The 22,802-nt window shown below is 45.7% G+C and carries 17 protein-coding genes; all 17 read right to left on the bottom strand.

Features of this window, described 5'->3' with window-relative positions; all coding sequences use genetic code 11:
* Nucleotides 1-5: 5 nt before the first annotated feature.
* Nucleotides 6-3,296 (bottom strand): S41 family peptidase, encoded by a 3,291-nt coding sequence (locus tag VGB26_04945; protein HEX9757133.1) that lies wholly within the window; start codon nucleotides 3,294-3,296, stop codon nucleotides 6-8.
* 281 nt (nucleotides 3,297-3,577) lie between these two features.
* On the bottom strand, nucleotides 3,578-4,465 hold the full coding sequence (locus tag VGB26_04950; GenBank protein ID HEX9757134.1) for a class I SAM-dependent methyltransferase: 888 nt from the start codon (nucleotides 4,463-4,465) through the stop codon (nucleotides 3,578-3,580).
* A gap of 33 nt (nucleotides 4,466-4,498) precedes the next feature.
* The gene (locus VGB26_04955; GenBank protein ID HEX9757135.1) at nucleotides 4,499-4,894 is read right to left on the bottom strand and encodes a hypothetical protein; all 396 of its coding nucleotides are present in this window, start codon (nucleotides 4,892-4,894) and stop codon (nucleotides 4,499-4,501) included.
* Between the two features lie 24 nt (nucleotides 4,895-4,918).
* Entirely contained in the window at nucleotides 4,919-5,446 is a 528-nt protein-coding gene (locus VGB26_04960; GenBank protein ID HEX9757136.1) for a type II secretion system protein, read from the bottom strand.
* An 81-nt stretch (nucleotides 5,447-5,527) separates the two neighbouring features.
* On the bottom strand, nucleotides 5,528-5,944 hold the full coding sequence (locus tag VGB26_04965) for a prepilin-type N-terminal cleavage/methylation domain-containing protein (protein HEX9757137.1): 417 nt from the start codon (nucleotides 5,942-5,944) through the stop codon (nucleotides 5,528-5,530).
* Between the two features lie 13 nt (nucleotides 5,945-5,957).
* Nucleotides 5,958-6,470, bottom strand: a complete 513-nt coding sequence (locus tag VGB26_04970; GenBank protein ID HEX9757138.1) for a prepilin-type N-terminal cleavage/methylation domain-containing protein — start codon at nucleotides 6,468-6,470, stop codon at nucleotides 5,958-5,960.
* On the bottom strand, nucleotides 6,467-8,968 hold the full coding sequence (locus VGB26_04975) for a secretin N-terminal domain-containing protein (GenBank protein HEX9757139.1): 2,502 nt from the start codon (nucleotides 8,966-8,968) through the stop codon (nucleotides 6,467-6,469). The genes VGB26_04970 and VGB26_04975 overlap by 4 nt, the downstream gene beginning before the upstream one ends.
* Before the next feature lie 217 nt (nucleotides 8,969-9,185).
* On the bottom strand, nucleotides 9,186-9,731 hold the full coding sequence (locus VGB26_04980) for a hypothetical protein (protein ID HEX9757140.1): 546 nt from the start codon (nucleotides 9,729-9,731) through the stop codon (nucleotides 9,186-9,188).
* Nucleotides 9,732-9,857: 126 nt separating this feature from the next.
* The gene (locus VGB26_04985) at nucleotides 9,858-12,017 is read right to left on the bottom strand and encodes a tetratricopeptide repeat protein (protein HEX9757141.1); all 2,160 of its coding nucleotides are present in this window, start codon (nucleotides 12,015-12,017) and stop codon (nucleotides 9,858-9,860) included.
* Nucleotides 12,014-14,113, bottom strand: coding sequence for a tetratricopeptide repeat protein (locus VGB26_04990; GenBank protein HEX9757142.1), 2,100 nt, complete (start codon nucleotides 14,111-14,113; stop codon nucleotides 12,014-12,016). The genes VGB26_04985 and VGB26_04990 overlap by 4 nt, the downstream gene beginning before the upstream one ends.
* Nucleotides 14,114-14,280: 167 nt before the next feature.
* Nucleotides 14,281-15,402, bottom strand: coding sequence for a glycosyltransferase family 9 protein (locus tag VGB26_04995; GenBank protein HEX9757143.1), 1,122 nt, complete (start codon nucleotides 15,400-15,402; stop codon nucleotides 14,281-14,283).
* Between the two features lie 60 nt (nucleotides 15,403-15,462).
* Complete coding sequence (locus VGB26_05000) at nucleotides 15,463-15,948, bottom strand: hypothetical protein (GenBank protein HEX9757144.1); 486 nt, start codon at nucleotides 15,946-15,948, stop codon at nucleotides 15,463-15,465.
* Nucleotides 15,949-15,990: 42 nt separating this feature from the next.
* On the bottom strand, nucleotides 15,991-17,184 hold the full coding sequence (locus tag VGB26_05005; GenBank protein ID HEX9757145.1) for a hypothetical protein: 1,194 nt from the start codon (nucleotides 17,182-17,184) through the stop codon (nucleotides 15,991-15,993).
* A 627-nt stretch (nucleotides 17,185-17,811) separates the two neighbouring features.
* Nucleotides 17,812-18,849 (bottom strand): glycosyltransferase family 39 protein, encoded by a 1,038-nt coding sequence (locus VGB26_05010; protein ID HEX9757146.1) that lies wholly within the window; start codon nucleotides 18,847-18,849, stop codon nucleotides 17,812-17,814.
* Nucleotides 18,850-20,082, bottom strand: a complete 1,233-nt coding sequence (locus VGB26_05015; GenBank protein HEX9757147.1) for a glycosyltransferase — start codon at nucleotides 20,080-20,082, stop codon at nucleotides 18,850-18,852.
* A complete protein-coding gene (locus VGB26_05020; protein ID HEX9757148.1) occupies nucleotides 20,079-20,987 on the bottom strand; it encodes a glycosyltransferase in 909 nt (302 codons plus the stop codon). The genes VGB26_05015 and VGB26_05020 overlap by 4 nt, the downstream gene beginning before the upstream one ends.
* 67 nt (nucleotides 20,988-21,054) lie before the next feature.
* Nucleotides 21,055-22,221 (bottom strand): hypothetical protein, encoded by a 1,167-nt coding sequence (locus VGB26_05025; GenBank protein HEX9757149.1) that lies wholly within the window; start codon nucleotides 22,219-22,221, stop codon nucleotides 21,055-21,057.
* Between the last annotated feature and the right edge of the window lie 581 nt (nucleotides 22,222-22,802).

Genomic DNA, 22,802 nt, shown 5'->3' on the forward strand with positions numbered 1-22,802 from the left:
GTTTTTTATTCCGTTTTTATCGGATCAGGCGGTTTTGGGGGAAACCTTCGCGGGTCCCTTTGAATCCTATCCATCACTTCTTGAATGGCACGCTCCAATTGAAGGTCCTTCCCTTGAATCACCGACTGGGGGTCGTTTTCCACCACCCTGTCGGGTTCAACGCCATAATTCTCAATGATCCAACGCCCATCATCGGAGGCAAACCCAAACTCCGGAACAAAAACCGAACCTCCATCAATCAGCGGACCGTGATTCTGAATTCCCACCACCCCTCCCCATGACCGTTTTCCAATTAAGGGCCCCAGCCCGGCTTTCTGAAACATGGCCGAAAAAATATCAGCATCGGAGGCCGACGTCTCATCCAAAATCCCAACCATGTGACCATGAAATGCCATGGAGGGATAGGGGTGGGGAATATCACTGTTTCTGGAATACTGCAAGGCCAACAGCTCCCGCTTTAACCGCTCAATTACCATCTGAGAAACATACCCCCCCCCATTTCCTCTGATATCGATAATGAGCCCCTCCTTGCGAATCTGTCCATAAAACCATTTTGTAAACTCACGAAGGCCATTGGCTCCCATATCCGGAAGGTGGAGGTAGCCCACCCGCCCTTTGGTTTTCTCAGAAACCATTTGTCGATTTCGATCCACCCAACTAAAATAGAGGAGTTGATCCTCACGGGTAAGGGGCTGAAACACCACCTCTCGCGCCCCTTCCAAAGTGGGTTTTTTATTAACCGTCATTTGGATGGGCTGATCCGCTTTGTGACGAAGCCATTGATACGGATTCACCTCGGTTGTCAAATCTTTTCCATTGATGGCCATCACATATTCCCCCTCCTCCACATGAACCCCAATTTCTCGGAGAGGTGAACGGTAACGGGCCTCTTCATTCTGCCCTTGATAAATCTTTCCGATTCGAAAGCGTTTCACGCTCGGATCAATTTCAAACCGAGCTCCGGGAAGGGCTACCTGAGGACGCGGGGGGATTTCAAAATCACCCCCGCTAACGTAGGCATGGGAAACATTCAGTTCTGATACCATTTCCCCTAGGACATAATTTAAATCGGCCCGGTGGGCAACATCTTTAAGGAGCGGACGATACCTTTCCCGAATTTCTTCCCATGGATACCCGTGCATATTCTCCACATAAAAGAAATCCCGAAATCGCCGCCAGACCTCTTCAAAAATCTGGACCCATTCCTCGGAGGGTATGCGATCCACCATAAGGCCATTGGTGGGAATTTTTTTCTTGGTCTCCTTTCCCTTGGGAGTGGCCTCGTAAACCCAGAATTGGGCTCCTTGCTTGGCAATTATTTTCTTTCCGTCATGGGAGACCTGGTAGCCGGAAACGTGTTCTGCAAGGAGCGTGGCTTTCCGGTCCTGTATAGAAAACAGATAAAGGGAAGGGATCACATCACTGTTTCGGCCGAAATAGGAGGGACCGGTTTTTCGATACAGCAAGTAACCTTCGGTGGCGGATAATTCCTCATAATTATCTGCTTGAACCGGAACCTGGGTAATCCTTTCCGATAGGCCCTCAAAATCAATGGGTCCCTTTATCATTTGATTCTTTCCTTTATTTTTTTCTTTTTCATTTTCCGTATCCTTCTGCATATCCTCCCCGGGAGAAACTTCATCACTCTCCGGTGGAAAAGGATGAGGAACATCCTTCCGTAACGCCAGGGCATAGATGCTGACTTCCCGATTTAAAATAAAGTTGGGCTCAATGGCACCTCCCTGAGGGTTAAAAGCCCGAACACCCAAAAAAAACAGATAGTTTCCCTGAGGGTCCCAGACCGGATTGAACTCGCTAAAAAAGGACCCCGTTACCCGTTGCAATTTTTTATTTTTTATATCCCATATATAAATAGACCGATAGTAGGTGTCATCGCTTAAACTAAAAGCCAGGTAGTTCCCATCCCCCGACCAGGTATAATCCACCACTTGTCCCACCTGGTCATCGGCAATTTCAGAAAGCTTTTTGGTTTTTATGTCCAAAATAAAAATTTTTCCGTTTTTATCACTCAGGGCAATGCGCTTTTCATCGGGAGACCATTTGGGCAAATATCGCATGGCATTCCCTCCTTGAGTGAGTGGTTCCAAATCCCCAGAGCCGTCTTGAGGGATCAGGAAGAGCTCTTCTTCTCCACTGCGATCGGAAAGAAAAACAACATGGTTTCCCTTGGGAGACCATGCGGGCCATTTGTCATGGGCATAAGAGGATTGGGTAAGATTCCGGGTAGGTCCCTTTTCCACCGGAACGGAAAAAATATCCCCCCGTGCCGCAAAAAGAGCCCGTTCCCCTTTCGGGCTGAAAGCAAAGGATTCGATGAACTTTTCCGCGGAAATCCTGGAAGGCCGCATGGCCACCCCATCATTGGGAACCGAAATAGATAGGGGCCGGGTTTGTTCGCTTTTCAGGTTGAAAATATGAAGGGTTCCATTTAATTCAAAAATGATTTGTTCTTGCCCGTCCGAACTGGGCCACCGAAGATCATATTCCTTATAATGGGTCAGTTGTCGGGTTTTTTGTGTGGAAGGGTGATAAGAGAAAAGATTCAACTTTCCATCCCGGTCGGAAACATAATATATAGTATCTCCGATCCACATCGGATCCCGGTCTGAACGAGGGGTTGATGTAATTTTTTCGGTTTGGAAGGTTTTCAAGTCAAAGATGAAAAGGTTTTGTGCCCAACCCCCTTCATAACGCTTCCAGGTCCTAAAATCCCTCATCAAAGGGCTGTATATCATTTTTTTTCCATCCGGGGAGAAATCACCCGCTCCGGAACTGGGCATGGGCAGGGGCTGAGGGAAGCCTCCCTGAAAAGGAACAGTAAACAATTTCCCCATATTATAATGCCATGCATAGCGCAGGGAACGGAAAAGGATTTGACTCCCATCCGAGGTCCATCCGTAAACCTGGTGATCAAAACCAAAGCGGGAGGGGATCGAGGGCTGGGCAGGATAAAAGGTGAGCTGTTTGGGAATGCCTCCCTCCGAAGGAATAACATAGACCTGTTCATCCCCATCATACTGTCCGGTAAAAGCAATCCATTGACCGTCCGGGGAAAATTTTGGAAAAAGTTCCTGTCCCGGATGTGAGGTAAGCCGTGACGCTTGCCCTCCTTTTGAACCCACCTGCCAAAGGTCCCCCGCATAACAAAACACAACCTTTTCCTGATGAATATCCGGAAAACGAAGAAGACGGGTTTCACCCCATACAGAAGGAGCGCATAAAAACACCGCACCAAAAAAGAAATAAGAAAAAAACTTAGAAAAAGGGAATCCCATTTTTCCTCCCCACCGTTCCAAAAAGAATCCTTTAAAAACCATGAGCAATGTATATTCTAAATATCAGGGAATCTTCCATTCTTGATCGATTCGAAAAAAATCGTCATTCCCTTTAAAACGGGACCCAGGAAATATCAATTGATTTAAAAAGACTGGATTCCTGCTTTCGCCGGAATGACAAAAAACCATATTTTATGACTTTTTAAGAGTGACTCAATTATGATCGTCAAAAAATCCGTTTTCCCCCAAATGTTTCTTCAAATCTCACACTCATTTTAATTTCAGCCCTTCACGGAAACAAGGATCCAGGCTACATTTTTGGGCAAAAAAAGATTCAAAGGGGTTGAAACGCTACTTAAAAACCCTTTCGGTTTAAAGAGATTGTATACCAAAGGAGAAACCCCCTTGACCCGAAGATAGCGGTAAAAACTGGGAATAATATTGGGGATCGTATCAAATCCTTGGGCCATTATGGTCAGGTCCAGGCTCTCCAACAAAAATCTAAGGGCCCGGTGATTATAATGCCACAAATGCCTCGGAGGATCCCAAAATCCCCAATATCGTCCTAATATACGCCGTTCTAGACAAGCCGTATTGGGAACCACAATATAAAAATGAGAAGCCCCATATTGAATGAGTTTCTCAAGAAACATTTTAGGGTTCCGGACATGCTCCAAAACATGGCGCAAAATTACCGTAGACGAGGGGAACCTTTCGAGGCCCCGGATCTCACATCGGTCAAAATCAATGGGGTAATAGGGAATGGATCCACTGGCTTGAACTGCCGATGGGGGCTCCTCTCCTGCATCTGCGGTCATCACCGAATGTCCTTTTCGATGAATAAAACAGGCAAAATCCCCCGGACCACACCCCACGTCAACAAAAGTGGCGGGAGAAACCCGTGAAATGATTCTCCTCAATTCCAACCCGAGTAATAGACCTTTTAAAAAGGCATGGGTCTTACTGGGAGCGGTCACCATCATCCTTCCCATATCGGAATCATAAAAAGCCCCCAGGTGATCAGGAACCGGAAGCGTACGCATCATGGTACAATGGGGACATTCCACAATAGAAAAAGGTCGCTGGGTAATCATATCCTCAATGTTCCAAACAGTTTTCATCCCTTCTGAGGAATGACAAACCGGGCAGGAATCTTCAACCTTCACCATTGAAACCCCGATCCGGTCATATTTTTTCCAAGTTTAAATATTTTCGGCAATCCTCTCCTCCGTTCCACCCTGTATTTTTGTTCCGGCGCTCTGAAACCGGATTAACATTTCGGGAGCAATTCGAATGAAATATTCCAAAAAACAAATGAGAAAAAAAGTGGTTTCCAACATTTCCAAAAATTCCCCAAACACCTTTCCAAAATGGCGGACGGTTTGGGAATCCCAAGAAAAGGACTCGGCAACAAAATCAAACCCTCTTTCCATTCCCTCCACAAAATCGATTCCTATGGCAATGGCGAAAAAAACCAGAAGGAGCTCAAAACTCATCAGGCTGATAAAAATAACCCTGATGAATTTTTCGGAGTGGACGGTCATCGAAAAGGAAGGGGAAGGAGATTTTAATTTGGAAGAAATATCTTTGGAAGCCATCACCAATTTTTTTAATCACGGACCTTATTTCTCAATGACCTTAAGATTCACAATGGCGGCACAGGGGGATTCCTCATTCTTTGCACTTTTTATGTAGAGGAATAACCAGTCCCGATAGGTCTCCGCCTCTTCAAAGCATTGATACGCATCCGGAAATTCTCCGGTTTTGAGGGGAAGATCATCACTGGTACTCCGCACACCCACAATCACATTGTTCACCCCTAAAAGCTCAAAATCTTTTTTGGTCATAGGGTCTTTATACAGACGACGCAGGTAGTTTTTTTTTCCAAAACCATCCCCCATCAAATCTTCCATCGAAGAGGGGTATTTTAGGGCACCGGGTTTATTAAAATATAAAGCAATGGCCCTTCGAATTTGATCCCCCCGGAAAAGCAGTTCCGCTTCCTTGTCCCGTTTCACAATGGTCTTCCATTGCTTTACCCCAATGGACGTTGAAATACCGATGATGACAATGGTGGCAAGAAGCACAAAAAGAGTAAATCCTTTTTGATTGAAAAGGATATTAAGGGTTCTTCGGGATTTTTTTTCCACCTCACACCTAACTCCTTACGGGTTTACTTTTCTTGCCTCTAACCTAGTGCCTCACCTTTACCCCTTTCGCCCCCCTTTTTTTTACCATTCATTATAGGGGGTCCCATCCGTTCCCACAAGATTACTTCCACTGTGAACATCATAAACCCCCTGTTCATCTCCTTCTGCCTCCTCTAAAAATATTTCAATCCAGGTTTCTTTAGATTGGGTCATGGGATCCACCGGAATGGCTCTTAAGTAACCCATTTCCACCAAATCCTCCAGGGCAGAAGGATAACTTCCGTGATCGGAGTAGTATTGATCCAGAAGATCCCGAAAAACAAAAAGATCTTCTTTTAGGGTTGCTTCTTTCGCTTTCAGTGTGGCCAATTGATAAGAGGGGATCGCAAGAGTCACCAAAATGCCAAGAATACTCAAAACCACTAATATTTCAAGCAATGTAAACCCGGCGTTCCTTTTTAATACCGGCAGACGCATTTCAAACCTATTTAATTTCATTTTCCAGATACCCTCACCACTCCCGATAATGAACCCCGTCTAGCCCAACTCCTTCGCTGAGGGTGAAAACATCAAACACGTCATCCCCACACCACTCGGTTTCATCGGGAGGATCTTTATAACATCGAAGGCCCCATTCCCTTTCTCCGGTCATCGGGTCTTTTGGAATTCTGCGAAGGTACTTTCGTAACGTTCCTTTAACATCCCCACTGGGAGCCCCCTCCACCAAAATGTCTAAAGAAACAGGGTAGCCGCTTTCACTATTGACCACATCACTTTCAAGACGTGAAATCTTTTTTGCCTCATAATCCCATCTAAACCGATCAATGGCAACCCGCATTTCCCTTAAACTTCTTCGAAGCTCCAGCTCTTTTCCCCTTTTGATGGTAATTTTTGATATCGGGAGTGCAATAGAGGCCAGTATAAAAATGACGGTCAGGGTAATGATAATTTCAACAAGGGTAATCCCGCTCTGGGAATGGGAAAATGAAACCTGCCGGTAAAAACTGAAAAGTCCTTGTTTCATTGGACACGGATCTGTGCCTGCATGGATTGAATCGGGAGATAACCTTTTGCGGGGGTTAACATTTGGGGGTTTTCAAGAAAAATAGGAGAGGTGCCCACACCTTTTCCGGAAAAGGTCAATTGAATCAGATCTCCCGATCCCGAAATGCCCCGGGTATCCCCCAGGCGCTTTAAATGAATTTTAACTTTTCCCTGTCCATTGCTTGATGTGGTAAAAGAGGTTTGAACCCCACCTTGCCGGAGGAAAGAACCCTCCTGGGCACTTTTGAGGTGCAGGATTTCAGGATCATAAGAAAGGGTCAGCATCGCCTCGGACATACTGGGGATTTGATTGACCATGACCGCCATACCTAATTCCTGTTGAATGGTCAAGTTTCCCTCTTGAGGGCGAAACATGACTACGGTTTCTTTCTGGCTCTGAACGCCCGGAAAGGGTCCTAATTTGGAGCGGGGGAGAAAACCGGTTGGGGAAGGAGGAACGGGAGGCCGAGGGTTGTTTCGTGGCGCATTAAAGGATGAGGGTGGGACTCCGGGAACCGAAGGGGGAATAATCGATGGAGGAATTTGCCCGCGAGGAGGAGTCCCAGGAGATCTCCCGGTTCCCGGCGATGGGCTTTCCACAGGAATTTCTGGGAGCGGGGGAAGGCCATCGCTTTCCTTTAACCCCCCAAAGGGAGCAAAATCTGAAAATAGGGGTTTGGTAGAATAAGCCTCCCCCGTACCCGACCAAAACGACTGGATCGCCTCAGCAGGGGTCTCCAATCCCCGGACCACATGAGGGGTGATGGTCAAAAGCAAATCGATATTTTGTTTTTCGGTGTCCAATCCTGAAAAAAGGTAACCCAACACGGGAATATCACCTAACCCGGGGATTTTGTTGACCGACTTCTTCTCGTCCTCTTGAATGAGCCCCCCAATCACCACCGTTTCCCCATCCCTAATATTTAATACGGTTTCCACGGAACGGTTTCCGAATTGAAATTGCGATTGGTTCTCCCCGAGTTCAACCCTGGGACCTAGCGTCGTAATATCCAAACTGAGTTTTACAGTCACATCATTATTTAAATGAATATTGGGTTTATCCACTGATAATTTGATCCCCGTATCTTTAAATTCAATATTGGTGGTCACGTTGACGTTTTGGCTCACGGCCTGGGTACCGGTTCCTGAAGCAAACTGGGTTGAACTCAAAAGAATCGGGACCTTGTTTCCAATGTTAATTTTTGCGGATTCATTGTTGAGGATTCGGATTTTAGGATTGGCTAGTGTCTTTGCATCGGAGTTCGTTTTTAGAAAATCAATGATCACACTGGGAAGTGTGAAAAGATATGCCGCGGTTCCCAGATTGGTTAACTGTTCCACACTAATGGTTGTGGCTCCTGACGATGAGACTGTTCCCCCAGGAGGGGTCAGGGAAAATTGGGCTTGATTGGAAGAAAAATTCCACCCCAATTTGCTCATTTTTTGTTCGTTGACTTCCAAAATTTCCACATCAAATGTCACCTCGGCAACTTTTCGATCATTGGCATGAATAATCTTTTCGGCAAGCTCAATTTTCTCAGGAGTATCCCGCAAGACAATCGCATTGAGGTCATTGTTTACAAAGACCCGGCGGGTTTCCAACATGGTCCGAAGCAGGTTGACCATATCCTTTGCCGGAACGTTTGAGAGGTAAAAGGTCCGAATCAACAAATCTTGATACTGATCCACCTTTTGCTTAATTTTTGGAACGATGAGAATGGTTTCTTCATTGATTTTTTTCATGAAAAGGTTGTTGGTGGCCAGGATCAAATTCAATGCTTCATTAAAAGAAACGTCCCTTACAAAGATGGTCACATTATCATCACGGACATCCTTATCAAAAAGGATATTGATCCCTGAGGTTTTGGCCAGCAGTTCGAAGACCTCTTTCAACCGGGCATTTTGAAATTTAAGGGTAATGGGCTGTGTCGATTTTAAAGCTAATTCTCCCTCTGCTTTTTGTTTCTCCATAAGAGCATTAATTCTGATCAAACCCTCTTGTGCCAAAACATGGGAGGGATCCAACTCCAGCGCCTTCTCAAATTCAGAGATGGCATCATCAAATCTTGAAATGTTGGCAAACCGTTCTCCTAATTTGTAGAAGCTTTGGGCCTCTCTCAATTTCATGGCCCCCGCCAGGGAATTTTGATGTTCTTTTTTAGAGGGATCCAAGCTTAAGGCACGTTTAAATTCCTGAATCGCCAATTCGATTTCCTTCTCTTGAAGCAGTTGTTTTCCCTGAACGAAGTGCAGAGCAGCAACCCGTTTTTTGGCTTCAATTAATTTTTCTCTAACTTCTAGATTGGTGGGATCCTTATCGAGGGCCATTTGGTAATGGATCAGGGACCCTTCCCAGTTTCCCTCCTCGGCAAACTGATCCCCCAGCCGAATCTCTTTCATGGAAACACAGCCCATCACCGAAAACACCACCAACCATACAAAAATTTGGGTTGCCCCTTTTACGAAACAGATTTTCAAAATTTTCTCCTTAATCAAGGTCCGATTTTTAAAGAAACTTTTTTTATTTTTCCGAACATTACGAAAATGACTTATGAAGTCTTCTTTAGAAGACCCTCCACCCTAACCCATATTTTTCTGACCGGAACGGTAAATGTTTCAGCCGGGTCTTGAAATTTCAAAATGTATTTCTTAATAGCCTCCAGCACTTTATAAAACCGAACCATCCGGTTCGGGGTCATTCAACCACAATGGTCACCTCTACGTTCGTCCCAGGATCCATTAAAACCACCCTCCCTTGACTCAACTCCTTCAAAAGATATTGGTTTTGAATCAAATCCCCTTGATGTGCAATAAACAGCTCTCCTTCTCTGCTTAAAAAAACTTCTTCCCGGTTTCCCTTATTTAAAAAACCCAAAACCCTAAACTGACTTAAATTCTGCCGTGCATGTTCAGCGGCTATCTCTTCGGGAGTGGGTATATAGAGGGTCGTCGTGGGAGGGGGAGCCAGGGTGGTAGTGGTGGTGGTGGCTTTAAAGAACCTCACGGTTTTAAAAATATCCTTGGGCTTCTTCCATTCCACCTGTTGCCTTTTTTCTAGAAGATCCAGCTGAAGCGCAAAGGTTTCCTCTCTATTGGGTTGCTTCGTTTCCCCTCCCTTTGCGAAGGTTAACGGCACCCTTTTTTGGGGTTCAGAGCGTGTCCACTGATAAACGATGATGAGCACCCAAAGGCCTAGGAACACCACCAGGATTAATCTCATATATTCCTGGCGACGTTTCACGAAAACTCCTTTTCATTAAAAAATGGAAAACGCTTTACGGTACGTTTTGGCGGGAAAAATTGCAAAGTGAGCTCCCTCACATAAGTGATTGCCATTGTAGCACTTTAGAGTGCCGCTGGCAAACCATTAACCCCCGGATAATCGCCTCACTCTCTCTTGAATCTCCTGGTATAAAGGCCCTTCTTGGGGGCCTTGGGATAAAAGGATTTTATATTCTTGTTGGGCCTCCTTCAAGCTCCCCGCCTTCTCTAATAAAAGGGCCAGGGAATAACGCGCTTGGACATGGGTGGAATGATACTGGACTGCCAGCCGATAGGCCTGCATGGCTTCTGAGACCTGTTCCAACCTCTCCAGCGTTTTTCCAGCCCGAAAATGAATCTCCCCGTTTTGAGGCTGATAATCCATGGCTTTTCGAAACGCCAACAGCGCCTCTTTCCATTGATGAGAAGAAAATAACCGCCCTCCTTTTCTGAAATAAATACCCCCCAAATTCACCTGAGCATTTTGGACGGTGGGAGAGGAAATTCCTGATGAAAGGGACAAAAACCGCTCATATGCCGTCAAGGCCCTCCCCTCATTTCCAAGCCTTAACTCCAATTGCCCTAATTCAAAATAGGCCTGTTGATAATAAGGGTTTAGGTCAATGGCTTTTTGGAAAAAATACTTGGCACGATTGAAGCGTTCACCCTCACTTTTGAAAGGCCCTTCATTTGAGTCCCACTGATAGGTGTAAAGAAATCCCAGTGCATAATAAACATAGGGAGAGGCCACCCCCGTATTGAGGGATTGCAGGAACTTTTTTTCCGCATCCTGATTTTTTCCCTGACGCATCTGGGTAATTCCAAAACTGGTTAAGGTGGCGGCCATTTCCTCCGGCTTTTTTGAAAGGGCCAAGGCCAATTGAAATTCCCTTTCGGCTTGAGAATAGGTTCCGTTTTCATGGAAAACCAGGCCCAGGTTTTGGTGCGGCAGCCAAGATTGAGGGTTTTTTTCCGCCGTTTCCTTCCAAAAGGTCTGGTTGTTCTCCCAAATCGGAAGACGCTGCCAAGTCAGAAACATCAATCCGATCAACATGAAGGCAAATGGGGCCATGAAAAAGAGAAAAAGTGCCGAAACTCCTTTTTCCGTTGACCTCCTTCCCTGCAAAAAACGAAATCCAAACAAAAAGAGACCCCCGATGAGGAATGACACCCCCATAGAAGGAATGTAAAGGTAACGCTCCGCTAAAGGTGTTGGAACACCGGTCAATGCGATCAGAGCTGAAGGAAAAAGAGTGGCCAAAACCCAAAAACTTCCCAAAAAAAGAAACTCCTTTTTTTTGACTAAACCGATTAGGACCATACCCAAGAAAAACCCCATTAACCCCAAGGACAAAATGTCAAAAGAAATGGAATCAGGGAGAACATCAATAAATGCGTTAAAATCAAAGGGCCCAATCATCTTCCAGATATAAAAACCATAAGCCAAAAAAATCCTTATTCCCCCATCCCATAGTGATGTAAATACCCAAAGATGATCTCCCACAAAACTTTGCATGGCCCAATTGCGTACTAAAAAATACCCAATCACTACCAAAACCGGTAAAATAGAAATTCGAATCATTTTATTCCAGAGCCTCCCCCCTTTCTCTTTTCTCCAGAACAATGGAACAAAGGGAAAAATCAATAACAACGAAATTGACGTCTCTTTACTTAAAAGAGCGAAAAGGAAAAAGACAGAAGACCCCATATCAAAAAACCATTTTTTCTTTCCTTCCCCGTGATTTAAAACAAACAGCAATGAAACCAGCATAAAAAATCCCGATATCACATCGCTTCGCCCGGACATCCAGGCAACCGATTCGATATGCATGGGGTGAACACCAAAAAACAGGCTGGACATCCAGGCACCCCAAGGGATTCCCCGAAATTCTCCAAACAGGTTTCGGGAAAGAAAAAAAACCAGTAGTGTACAGGCTAAATGAAATAATAGAACGGTCAGGTGATAACCCCATGGGTTAAAACCCCATAAGGTCCGATCAAAAAGATAAGACACGTAGATTAAGGGACGGTAATAACGGTCATAAAATTGTCCGACCTTTTCACCCGGGAAAAAGGCATCCCAATAGGTTTGAAAAGCCGGAAGCTGACTTTGTAAATAGATGGTATCATCCCAAACGAATTGGAATTGCAGTACCGATCCGTAAAGCAGGAGAGTGATCCCTACCGGAAAAAGGGCAAACCCATAGGTTTTCCATCCCCCCCCGATTCCTAACGGGGAAAACCCTTCTTTTCGCGTTAATCTCACCTTCCCAGCTGCTCCAATCGTGAGACTTCCGTTTTCACCCTATCTAAAAGCAGGGAATCCCCCTTCCAATGTTGAAGAAAGAACTGGTAGGATTCGATAGCGAGTTGATATTGTTTCTTTTGGGTATAAATTTGACCCAGCTGGTAGTAGGCTTCGGCAAAAGTTCCCTTTCTTTGAACCGCCGCACGGAGGTGGCCGAGGGCTTCTTCCACACTCCCCTTGGAGAGGAGGAGGTTTGCCAACTGGTAATGGGCTTCAGCAAAGCCGGGATCCTTCTCAATGGCAACCCGGTAAAGAACCATCGCACGATCGGTTTCTCCCTTCTGTACAAAGCCATTGGCTTTGAGAACATCCATCAGAGCCATTTGTCTTTTGGCCGTTTGAACTTTCTCGGCCCCTGGTGGCCCCAATTCAACCACCTTGTTCAGGTGTTCCCGGGCAAGGACCTCATCCCCCAGAACCCTTCGCAAAGAGCCGGCCGCCAAAAATGCATCGATATAAAATGGGTTATATTCCAAGGCTTTTTCGAAATGATAAACTGCTTTTTTCAATTGATTCGTATCTGCGGTCATGGAATGGGTGCCCGGGTCCACCTGATAGAGAAAACCCAAATTATATTGAAGATAGGCCGAGGCTTCATCGTAGGTTAAAGCCCCTTTTAAATGAATTTTCGCTTTTTCGTAGGCTTTTTGCTTTAGCGCATCGATGCCTAGACTGGTGAGTGTTTGCTGTCGCTCATGATTATCATTGGTGAGCCCAAGGGCTTTCAGGAACTCATTTTCCGCCTCTTGAAACCTCCCCTCTTCGGAATAAGCCAAAGCCAAATTCTGATGACTTCCCCACCGTTCTGGAATTTCTCGAACCGTGGCCTCCCAAAACCGTAAATCACTCTCCCATACCGGTGTCCTGGCCAAGGATTGAAACCCCATCCACGCCACGGGAATTAAAAGGATCGGGAGGATTTTCCATGAAAAGGACATTTTCCCTGCACCTACCCCAATCCAGTAAGCCAGTAACAGAATACCCCCCGCGGAGGGGATATATATATACCGTTCGGCCACGGGAGTTGCCGGAAAACTGGCCGAAATCAATAAGGCGGGAGCGAGGCCCATCCACCACCAACCCATCAGAAGAAGAGAGGGATCCACCCGTCTTTTTTGAATGGCTAAAACCAAGAGCCCTATTGAAATGGCCACGCTGATAAAAGCAAACATTCCCAGGAAAAGGGTATGGGGAAGATTGGGAAAGGCGGATAAATGAAATGGCCATAATAATAACTTTAAATAAAAACCTGAAGCAAACCATCCCTCCATCCATAGGGCGGACAACGTGGGCCACTGAAAGTCCACCGAGGGGGTTACCTCACCTAAAGCCACCGATCGCATAATGGCCCAAATGCCCAACGAAACCAAAAAAGGCAACCCCATCATGAGAAGGTCCTTCCAATGGATGGCCCCCCTGTCTTTCCCCCAAAAAACCAATGGGAAAAGAAACACTAAAAGCAGCGTGGCCTCTTTACTTAAGATGGAAAGAAGATAGAAAAAGGAAGCACTCCAAAGGAAAAGCCAAGCGTTTCGTTCCGCAAACTTTAAAAACAATAAAAAAGAAACAAGAAAAAAACAAAGGGCCATCATATCGCCCCGGCCCGAAACCCAGGCCACCGACTCCACATGAGCCGGATGAACGGCAAAGAAAAGAGAAGCCCAAAAACCGACCCACCTTCCCACAGAGGCATCACCGATTAAAGTCTTCCCTAAAAAGAAGATAAGAATCGTATTTCCCAAATGAAAAAATAGATTGGTTAAATGAAAACCGAAGGGATCCACCTTCCAAAAAAAAGTATCCCAAAGATAGCTCGCATAAACCATGGGCCGGTATGACCGTTGGCTCAACCCATGAACCCCTTTTTCCGGGAAAAAAGCATCTTCCAAACTTTGAAACGCCGAAATCTGCTGTTCAATGACCACGCGGTCATCCCAGACAAAACCAAACCGAAGGCTTTGGGCATAGACCAAACCAGCGATCAAAAAAGGGATCATCCAAATAAAGGAATGGGCCTGATGGATTGAAAAAAAATGGAGGTTAAAATGTTTCATGGGTCTATGATTTCAAACACCTTTTCCGAATAAGGGGAATTTTGAAAAACGTTATTCCAGAGAAAGGATGGATCTCCCATCCGAGCCGGAAACCATGGGAAACCCAGTGAAAATAAAAGGGCCGACAAAGGGAGGGGGAAAAAAACCGTTAGGCGTTTTCTCACCCATTAGGATCTTATCTCCTTTAATAATTTCCATGCGGCCTCCTCCACTTCCTCAACAGAAATCGTCTCCAAACAGGCCACTTCAATGGGACAGGGGGGAGTTACCCCAAAAACAGTACAGGGACTGCAGGAAAAGTGTTTATTAATACTTCGATGGCGCTTCCCTTTGGGAGCCCATTTGACCTCGCTTCCCGCACCGAAAAGGCTTAACGAGGGAGTACCCACCCCATAGGCCAAATGTAAAACCCCTGTGTCACAAGAAATCAAAAGGTCTCCTTCACCAATGACTTTCCACAAATCATTCAGGCTGGTTTGTCCTGTCAAATCCACCAAGGGCCCTACCAGATGATCGGTAATGTGTTTGGATTCGGAACGATCCATGGGTCCCCCGATGAGCACCACTTCCACCCCCCGATCCAAAAAACGTTTCACCAATTCCCGGTATTTCTCCCAACCCCATTTTCGTTCGGGAATGGTGGCCCCGGGGGCCATTAAAACCCGCATTGGTTTTTTGGGAGAAACAGATTCCTGTGTTTTAAATTCCTCCTCTTTCCCCGGTTTGGGGAAAAAAGGGCGATCCGGATGGAAAGAAAATGTTGCCCCGGTAATGGCTTCCATGAGGTGGAGAAAACTGTTGATTTCATAATCCTCTTGGCAATAGTCCACCCTGCGATGAAACAGAATTCTGCGTTCGTTGGTTCCAAACCCAACACGATATTTTGCTTGAATCAATCGAGCCACCAGAGCGGAGAGATAATGGGATTGTTCGGTATCGATGATTAAATCGTATGATCTCCTCAGGACCCTAAATAAGTCAACCCCACGATCATAAAAATATAACCGATCCGCCAGAGACCCCTCACAACGAAAAATGTCTCCATTTCTCACCTCCGCCAAAATCTCCAATACAGCTCCCTCATAATGGGTGCGGACCGCATCGATCATGGGTGCCAGCAAAACAGCATCCCCCAACCCCCCTGGGCGGATGAGTAATATTCGCTGGATCTGCTCCTTGGGAAATATCCCATGGGTCTCCTCTACTTTCAAATACCAGCCTAACCCCTTGATCACTGCTTTTCCAACCCAACGGTCCAAGAACTTTAGGACGGTAATTTTTCTAAACATAATTTTTTAAAGAGGGGGTTCCTGAATGAATGAGGAAAACTATAGGAAGAGTTGAAATCCCTAGAAAATCCATTGAAAAAATAGCCGGATATTGGCCAGCGTAATATCCCAACCCTCAAAATACCGTTTCAGATGAAGAAAAAGATATAGAGCAGACATATATCCCATTCCATGAAACAATAAAATGATTTTTCCTTTCCACGCCCGAATCCCTAAAAACCAGGAAAGGATACCCGCCACCAGAGCAAACCCCACTGCAACCCAGGGAATAAAACCCCAACCCAAGGTTTTTAAAAACCCCAAATAAAGGAAATAGGAAGCCAAGAGTAGGGCATCCAACGGATGTGTCTCCCCCCCCATCTTCTCCAAGGCACCCCCTAAAACCAACCCCACCAGAACCCCTATGGGAAGGGAAAGATAAAAGAAATGCATCACCGCCGAAAGGTTTTCCTCGAAAGGGTCCGCCTGGAGAACGCCCAGGAAAAAACCAAAAGCCAACCCTAAAGAGAGAGACCTTGGAATTCCTTTTTTCCAATCCATCATCATTATGGGTTCCGCCTTATCCTTTGCTCAAATCCAAAAAAAAAATTATCCCTCTTTGACATTTCGAAAAACTTCAAATTCTTCTTCACCCAAGAGAAATTTTTTCACCGACTTTCCTTGATATCCCCGGAGAGGCCGACCCAACGAATAAATGACCTTTTCCCCAAGACGCTGGGCCACCAGGTCATCCCCCCCCGCCGGGGCCAAAACCACCCGGATGGGAAACTCGTTGGCTAATTCCAAATGACGAAATGCATACCCCATGAGTGTACTGGTCAAGATTACGGCATTGGGGTCCATTTCAGCGGCGATCTCTCGGGCAAGGGGAATTAACTGAAACGATATTCCCCCGTAGAAATCCGAGAGCGTATTTCGCTGAACCGGATTTTCCAGAACAGAACGCTTTAAAAAAAACAGATAGTTTACATCGTGTAGGATCAAAAGATACCTGGGATCGAAAATTACATCCTCTGGGGCAATTCTCCGGTTCAGGTAATAAATGGTCCTGTCCAAAGGGTCATGGAAAAAAACAAACGCATCGGGGTCCTGGGAGGGATGGGTTTGAAAATTCCAAATCCGGTTTTGAACTTTGGAACCGTAAAAATGGGTCGTAAAAAAGAGTCCATGAGGAGCGGCCACATACACATTTAAACCCCGCCCCTCCTGAGTGAGGAGATCCAAAGACTCAAGGACTTCTCCCATAAACAAATAACGAAAGGGAGATCCGGTGTTTCCCTCCACCCGATCAGAGAGCGGCCTTTGAAGGTTTAGCATGGGAAGCCGGTAGTTTCCCAATTGAACAAAGGTTAATAATACCCCTCCGAGGCACAACAGTTTTAGGAATGGCCGTGTCCCGGCTAATTCACTGGTAATTTTTGGCCAAACCACTCCTAAAGCCACCAATCCCAGACCGGTCACATAAAGAATGAGCCTTCCCGAACGGGAGAGTAAATCAATAGAAACCGCATAGTAAAATAGGGCAGCCAAGGCTATGACGAACTGCCCCCAAAAGAAAAAAGGAAAAAAATCCTTCTTTGCATGCTGACTTTCTTTTTCCCAGCATTGGGGGAAAGAAGGAAAAACAGGATGACGGATCGCCCGAATGGCGTTAACGAAAAGGTAAAGAAGACTGGGAAAGCACAAACCCCAAAAAATTAACCCAAATCCCCCGTGAAGGCTTCCCAGCCCTAAATCCCCGAAAAAAAATTGTGTCAGATATTCAAAACCCCGATCTACCATTCCTTTGTTTCATCCTTCTTTAACATTAATTATGAGCCTTATTCCTCTTTGAAAAGGAACCCCTACCCAAATTCCACCTCTTTGGAAAAGACCCACCCCAACTTCCCCCTCTTTGGAAAAGAGGGCCTAGGGGAGATTTTATAACCTCAAATCCCCCTTCATCCCCCTTTTCTAAAGGGGGAGAGAAAGGGAGAGTCCCCTTTTTCTTAAGGAGGAAACCTTCAAAACTTTCCCCCTCTTTAGAAAAGAACCCTCCCCCAACTTCCCCTCTTTGGAAAAGACCTCTTCCCAAACTGCCCCTCTTTGGAAAACAGGGGCCAGGGGAGATTTTATAACCTCAAATCCCCCTTCATCCCCCTTTTCTTAAGGGGGAGAGAAAGGGAGAGTCCCCTTTTTCTAAAGGGAGATTTCTATAAGGGTTCCCTTTTTTGGAAAAGAGGACTCCCCAAACTCACTCCTCTTTGGAAAGAACTCCATTCAACCTTCTCCTCTTTGGAAAAAGAACCCCACCCAAATCCCCCTCTTCGGGAAAAGACCCCTCCCCAAATCCCCCTCTTTGGAAAAGAGGGGCCAGGGGAGATTTTATAATCTCAAATACCCCCTTTTCTAAACAGAAAAAAGCGGTACTTAGGAAACGGAAGGTCCTAAAAAACTTCCTAACACCATTAGATTTCTTAAGTACCAATAACTCCCCCCAATAATAAAAAGCAAAATATAAATGAGGGCGGGTCGGGTTCCCTCAAACCCCAGGCCTTTCCAAAGGGGATACAAAACCAACGGTTGAATTCCTAACACCAAAAAAACCATGGAGTATTTCATCCCAACCAATAAGCCCGCCACCAATCCCACCATATAAAAAGAAGCGAAACGGCCGGTTTGCCAAAACCCCACCGCCAAAGCCAATGCGGACAAAAAATAGACCGAAATAATCAGGTCCACATAGGCGCTCCCTGCTTGTCCAACCACCACCGGGGAAAATGAAAAAAGAAGGGAAACAAAAAGGGCCACGCGGGGGGGACTCCCCAAACGGGTAGCCAGCGAGTAGATGGCCAGACAGCCTAAAAAAATGAGGAATAATTGAACCATGTCCACCACACGGACATCCCCAACAAAAATTAAAAACCATAAGAAAAGTAATTCCGCGTTTTGAGGATAAGCAAATTGAGGCCGCAGATCTAAAGGAAGAATGGAGATCCGGTGATCCTGGTAATATTGATAAACGGGAGGGAGATGGTATACATCATCCATTCCCCTCGGTGGAAACAGGTAGGCGGCAACACCAAGCCATAGGATTAATAGAAGGGTAAGGCCCATAAGAATTCCATTTTCCCATCCCTTCGTCCTTTCCCACCAGGTGGGGATATCTTTGCCTACTTGTTTGAACGGTACAGCAAAGTTTCTGAGGGGTATCAACCCTCTGAAAAATAAGCCTCCCAACAGGATTCCAGAAAAAAAGAAATGAATCAGTAATACTCCCCCCAGCGTCAGGAAACCCAAATGGCCCAAAAGAATTTCCACTAAAATGATTTGGGCAGTCGCCCCAACAGCAGAAGCAATCAATCGATCCACGTTTCCCTCTTCTTTAAATCCCCAAAAAGAAAAAAGAAGGAACCAGACACCAAAGATTCCAAAAGATATGATAACCAACCCAACCCAACCTAACATTTAATCCTCCTGCCCCATGCTGGAGTGGGGTCCCTTTACCTGCTGGAAAATTTGATCAAATCGGGAGGCGATATGATTCCACTCACATTTTTCTTTCACCTTTTCCATACCTCCTTGAACCAGCCGATCCCGTAAAGCCCCTTCGCATAAAATCCTCCGAATGGCCGCCGCCACCCCTGGGGGATCTCCCTCTTCCACCATCAATCCGGTCTTTTGGTCTTCTATTAAAGATGAAATCCCACCGGTCCGGGTTCCGATGACAGGGAGTCCCGAAGCCATTGCCTCGGCTAACACCAAACCAAAGGCCTCTTCTTCTCCCCGTTTCGTCCTTATAGATGGGAGAATAAACACATCACTGGCACGGTAATAGTCCGCCAATTGAGTTTGGGGGATTCCCCCTTTAAATTCAACCACGTTTTGTAGACCTAATCTTTCCACCAGTTGAATCAAACGTTTCCGTTCCGGCCCTTCACCGATTAATATCAACCGAACACTTTGAAATTCTTCACGAATAAAAGAAACGGCCTCAATTAAATAGTGAAAGCCTTTCTGTTCTGATAACCGGCCAACCCCTAGTAGAAGTACTTCATCACCCAAACCCACCTTTAATCTTGCTTCTCTTTGATTTCCGGGATGAAAAACCTCGAAATCAACCCCCATTGGAATTAAGTATACACGGTCTTTAAATTTCGTTGGAATTTTCTCTTTCAGCGTTTGGCTGTTGACCGTAATAGCGGCACTTCGGGACAACACGAAACGAATCAACCACCCAAAGGGCCCCCGTCTAAATACCATCAGGTCACTTCCATGAATCGTGGTTACCACGGGAACTTTGAACCAAAAGGACCAAAGGACGGCAAAAAGCCCTTGAGGCAAAAGCCAGTGGGCGTGGACCACATCCACCTTCTCCTGACAGATGGTATGTCCAATGGCCCATGCTTGACACCCCAGAAAAAAAGGGAGATTGACCCAGGCCATTAAATTAGATCGTAGTTTTGGAAGAATTCCCCCTTCATAACACAATTTCTCCCATCGGTCAGGGTAAAAATAGCGGAACCGGAAAATTTTTAACCCCTCCACCTCCTCTACCCTTTTTGCACCCGGGGCATGGGGGACCAGGACAAACATCTCATTTCCCTCTTTGACCAGGGAGGCTGACAACCGAAACACATAAGAGGGCTCGGTATCTCCCGACCATCGAGGAAATGTGGTGGCAAGGACCAAAATTTTCATTTTAAATTTCTACTTTGGGATTCTTCTTCCTCCTGCAGCTGGCGCCAAAAACCAAAAGCCCAGACCACCAAGGCTGAAAAAAGAAAAGGGCTGAGCAATACAGACAACGCCAAAAGCCGAAGATTCCATCGAAGTTTAACTAATATCGAACCCCATCGCACAAAGGGAATGAAAAGGGATAACAGCGGAAAGACCACAAAAATCCGTCCGGGCATGGAAAAACGGCTACGAGTAATCGCAAAAGCCTGGCCATACCGGTATTGATGCTGAAAAACCCGCCAGAAATCTGTACGGTGAAGGTGAGAGACCTGTAGTGCGGGGTCGAAAAGGTATGTTTCCCCGGCGCTGGAGAGGCGCCAGTTAAAAACCGAATCCTCCCCCGGAAAAAAATCCGTGGGAAAGGGACCGTATTTTTCGAAAACCTCCCGGCGCAGACAAAGATTGCAGGTGGGAATATGACCCGTGGGGTGCTTTGGGTGTTTGGGGGAAAACTCCTTAAAACTAAGGATATATTCAACCCACCCTGCAAGACTTTCCCGCGTCCCGTTTAAAACGGAACCCCCAATTCCTGCATAATGATCATCCGTCATTCCTTGAACCATCCCTTTCAGTAAATCTTTATCCGGGACACAATCAGAATCGATAAAGGCAATGAGTGGGGCTTGAGACTGTTTTACCCCCAAATTTCTCGCTTCACCCGGAAGGGTTTTTTGAGGAAGATGTATTAAATGAACCGATGGAAAATCCTTTTGGATCAATTCATCCGTTCCGTCATCTGAGCTATCCACCACAATGACTTCATAGGAATCCCGTGGTAGACTTTGCGCCATGATCGCGTTCAAGCAGTCACGGATGGTTCCTTTAGAACGATAACAAGGAACCACCACGGAAATCTCAATCATCATTTAAAATCGTTCCCCGGAATCTGCCCATTTTGGAAAACTGCCTCCAAGGTCAACCCCGATTAAGGTTTTATGGCCTCTCATTTTTAAAAACCTGAAATTCTCCCTCGGGAAGGGAGAACAGTATCCACACTTCACTGTTAAATCCTTCCAACGGCCGTTTTAAAGAAAAAATGATCTTCTCGGGAAGGGTTTTCCCAAATTCATTTTCCATTCCGTTGGGAACGAAAATAATGGTCTGAGAAATATCCCCCTTCAATTCCAAATGTTTTAGCGAATACCCCAATGGTGAAGAAGTTAATATGACCCCGTCGGAATGGATTTGGGAGGTGAGCCTCCGGGCAAAAAGATTGAGTTCCGGGTAGATTCCCTCATAGTACCTCTCCAAATCCGTCTTCCGTCCTGGATGATCCAGGAGAGATTTTTTTAGGAAGAAAAGCGCGTTTGAGTCTTGGAAAATCAGCATATAACGCGAATCCAGTGTGACCTCCCTTGGGGAAATGCGACGACCCAAATAAAAAAGGTCCTGATCCTCCTCCGTTTGGTGAAAAACAAAAGCATCCGGCTCCGCGGAGGGTGCTTTTTCAAAATTCCATATCCGGTTTTGAAGGTTGACGCCATAAAAAGGGGCTGTCCAAAATAGCTTTCGAGGCCCGGAAACATACACCGATAAACCCCGTTCCCCTTGGGTTAAAATTTCAAGGGGTTTTAAAACATTACCCAGGTAGAAATAGTGATAGGGTGAAGGACTCTTTCCCGCCATCCGGTCTTGGATCGCTTCCCGAAGGTCAAATTGAGGATCTCTGAAATTTCCCATGAGAATCAACCCTAAAACTGAACTAGAGATGCAAAGCGTTTTTAAAAAGACCTCCGCCCCCTGAATTTCAAAAGACAATTTGGGCCAAACCACAGCCAAAGCCAACAAACCCAACCCCGTGACAAAAAGAACCAGTCTTCCGGACCGCAACAAAAGTTCCTGGGAATGGGCATATAAAAAAAGGGCAAGTAACCCCAAGCCCAATTGTCCCCAGAACAAAGAAGGAAACCAATTGCTTCCGGTCCCGGGAACCCAACCCCCCATGGAAAATGTTTTTCCGTTTGACCAAAGGACACTGATTCCGGACCCCATAAGGTAAAGAAATGCGGGAAAACTTAAACCCCAAAAAATTAAACCATACCCTCCAAACAGATTTCCAAGGCCTGGCTCGCCAAAAAAGAAATAATTGATATTATCCACCCTAGGAATTCCTCAACTTTGTTAATACAAGGCTGTTATACAATTTTTCCCTCTTTGAAAAAGGCCCCCATTCAAATTCCCCCTCTTTGGAAAAGAGGGGCCGGGGGAGATTTTATAATCTCAAATCCCCCTCTTCGGGAAAATACCCCTCCCCAAATTCCCCCTCTTTGGAAAAGAGGGGCTAGGGGAGATTTTATAATCTCAAATCCCCCTTATTCCCCCTTTTCTTAAGGGGGAGAGAAATGGAGGGTCGCCTTTTCCAAAGTGGAAACTATCAAAACTTTCCCCTCACTTTGAAAAAAACTCCTCCCCAAATTTTCACCTCTTTAAAAAAGACCCCCCCCCAAAAAACTTTCCCTATTTTGAAAAGAACCCCACTCAAATCCCCCTCTTCGGGAAAATACCCCTCCCCAAATTCCCCTCTTTGGAAAACAGGGGCCAGGGGAGATTTGATTAATTTAAATTCATCCATATCTTTTCCAAGATAGCCTCAATATCCTTCAATACTTCTCTATCGGAAAACCTCAGAACCTTAATTCCTGCATCAGCCAAATAATCATCCCTTACCCGGTCTTTTTCTC

The sequence above is a fragment of the Nitrospiria bacterium genome, from assembly GCA_036397255.1.
In the GTDB taxonomy this organism is placed as follows: domain Bacteria; phylum Nitrospirota; class Nitrospiria; order DASWJH01; family DASWJH01; genus DASWJH01.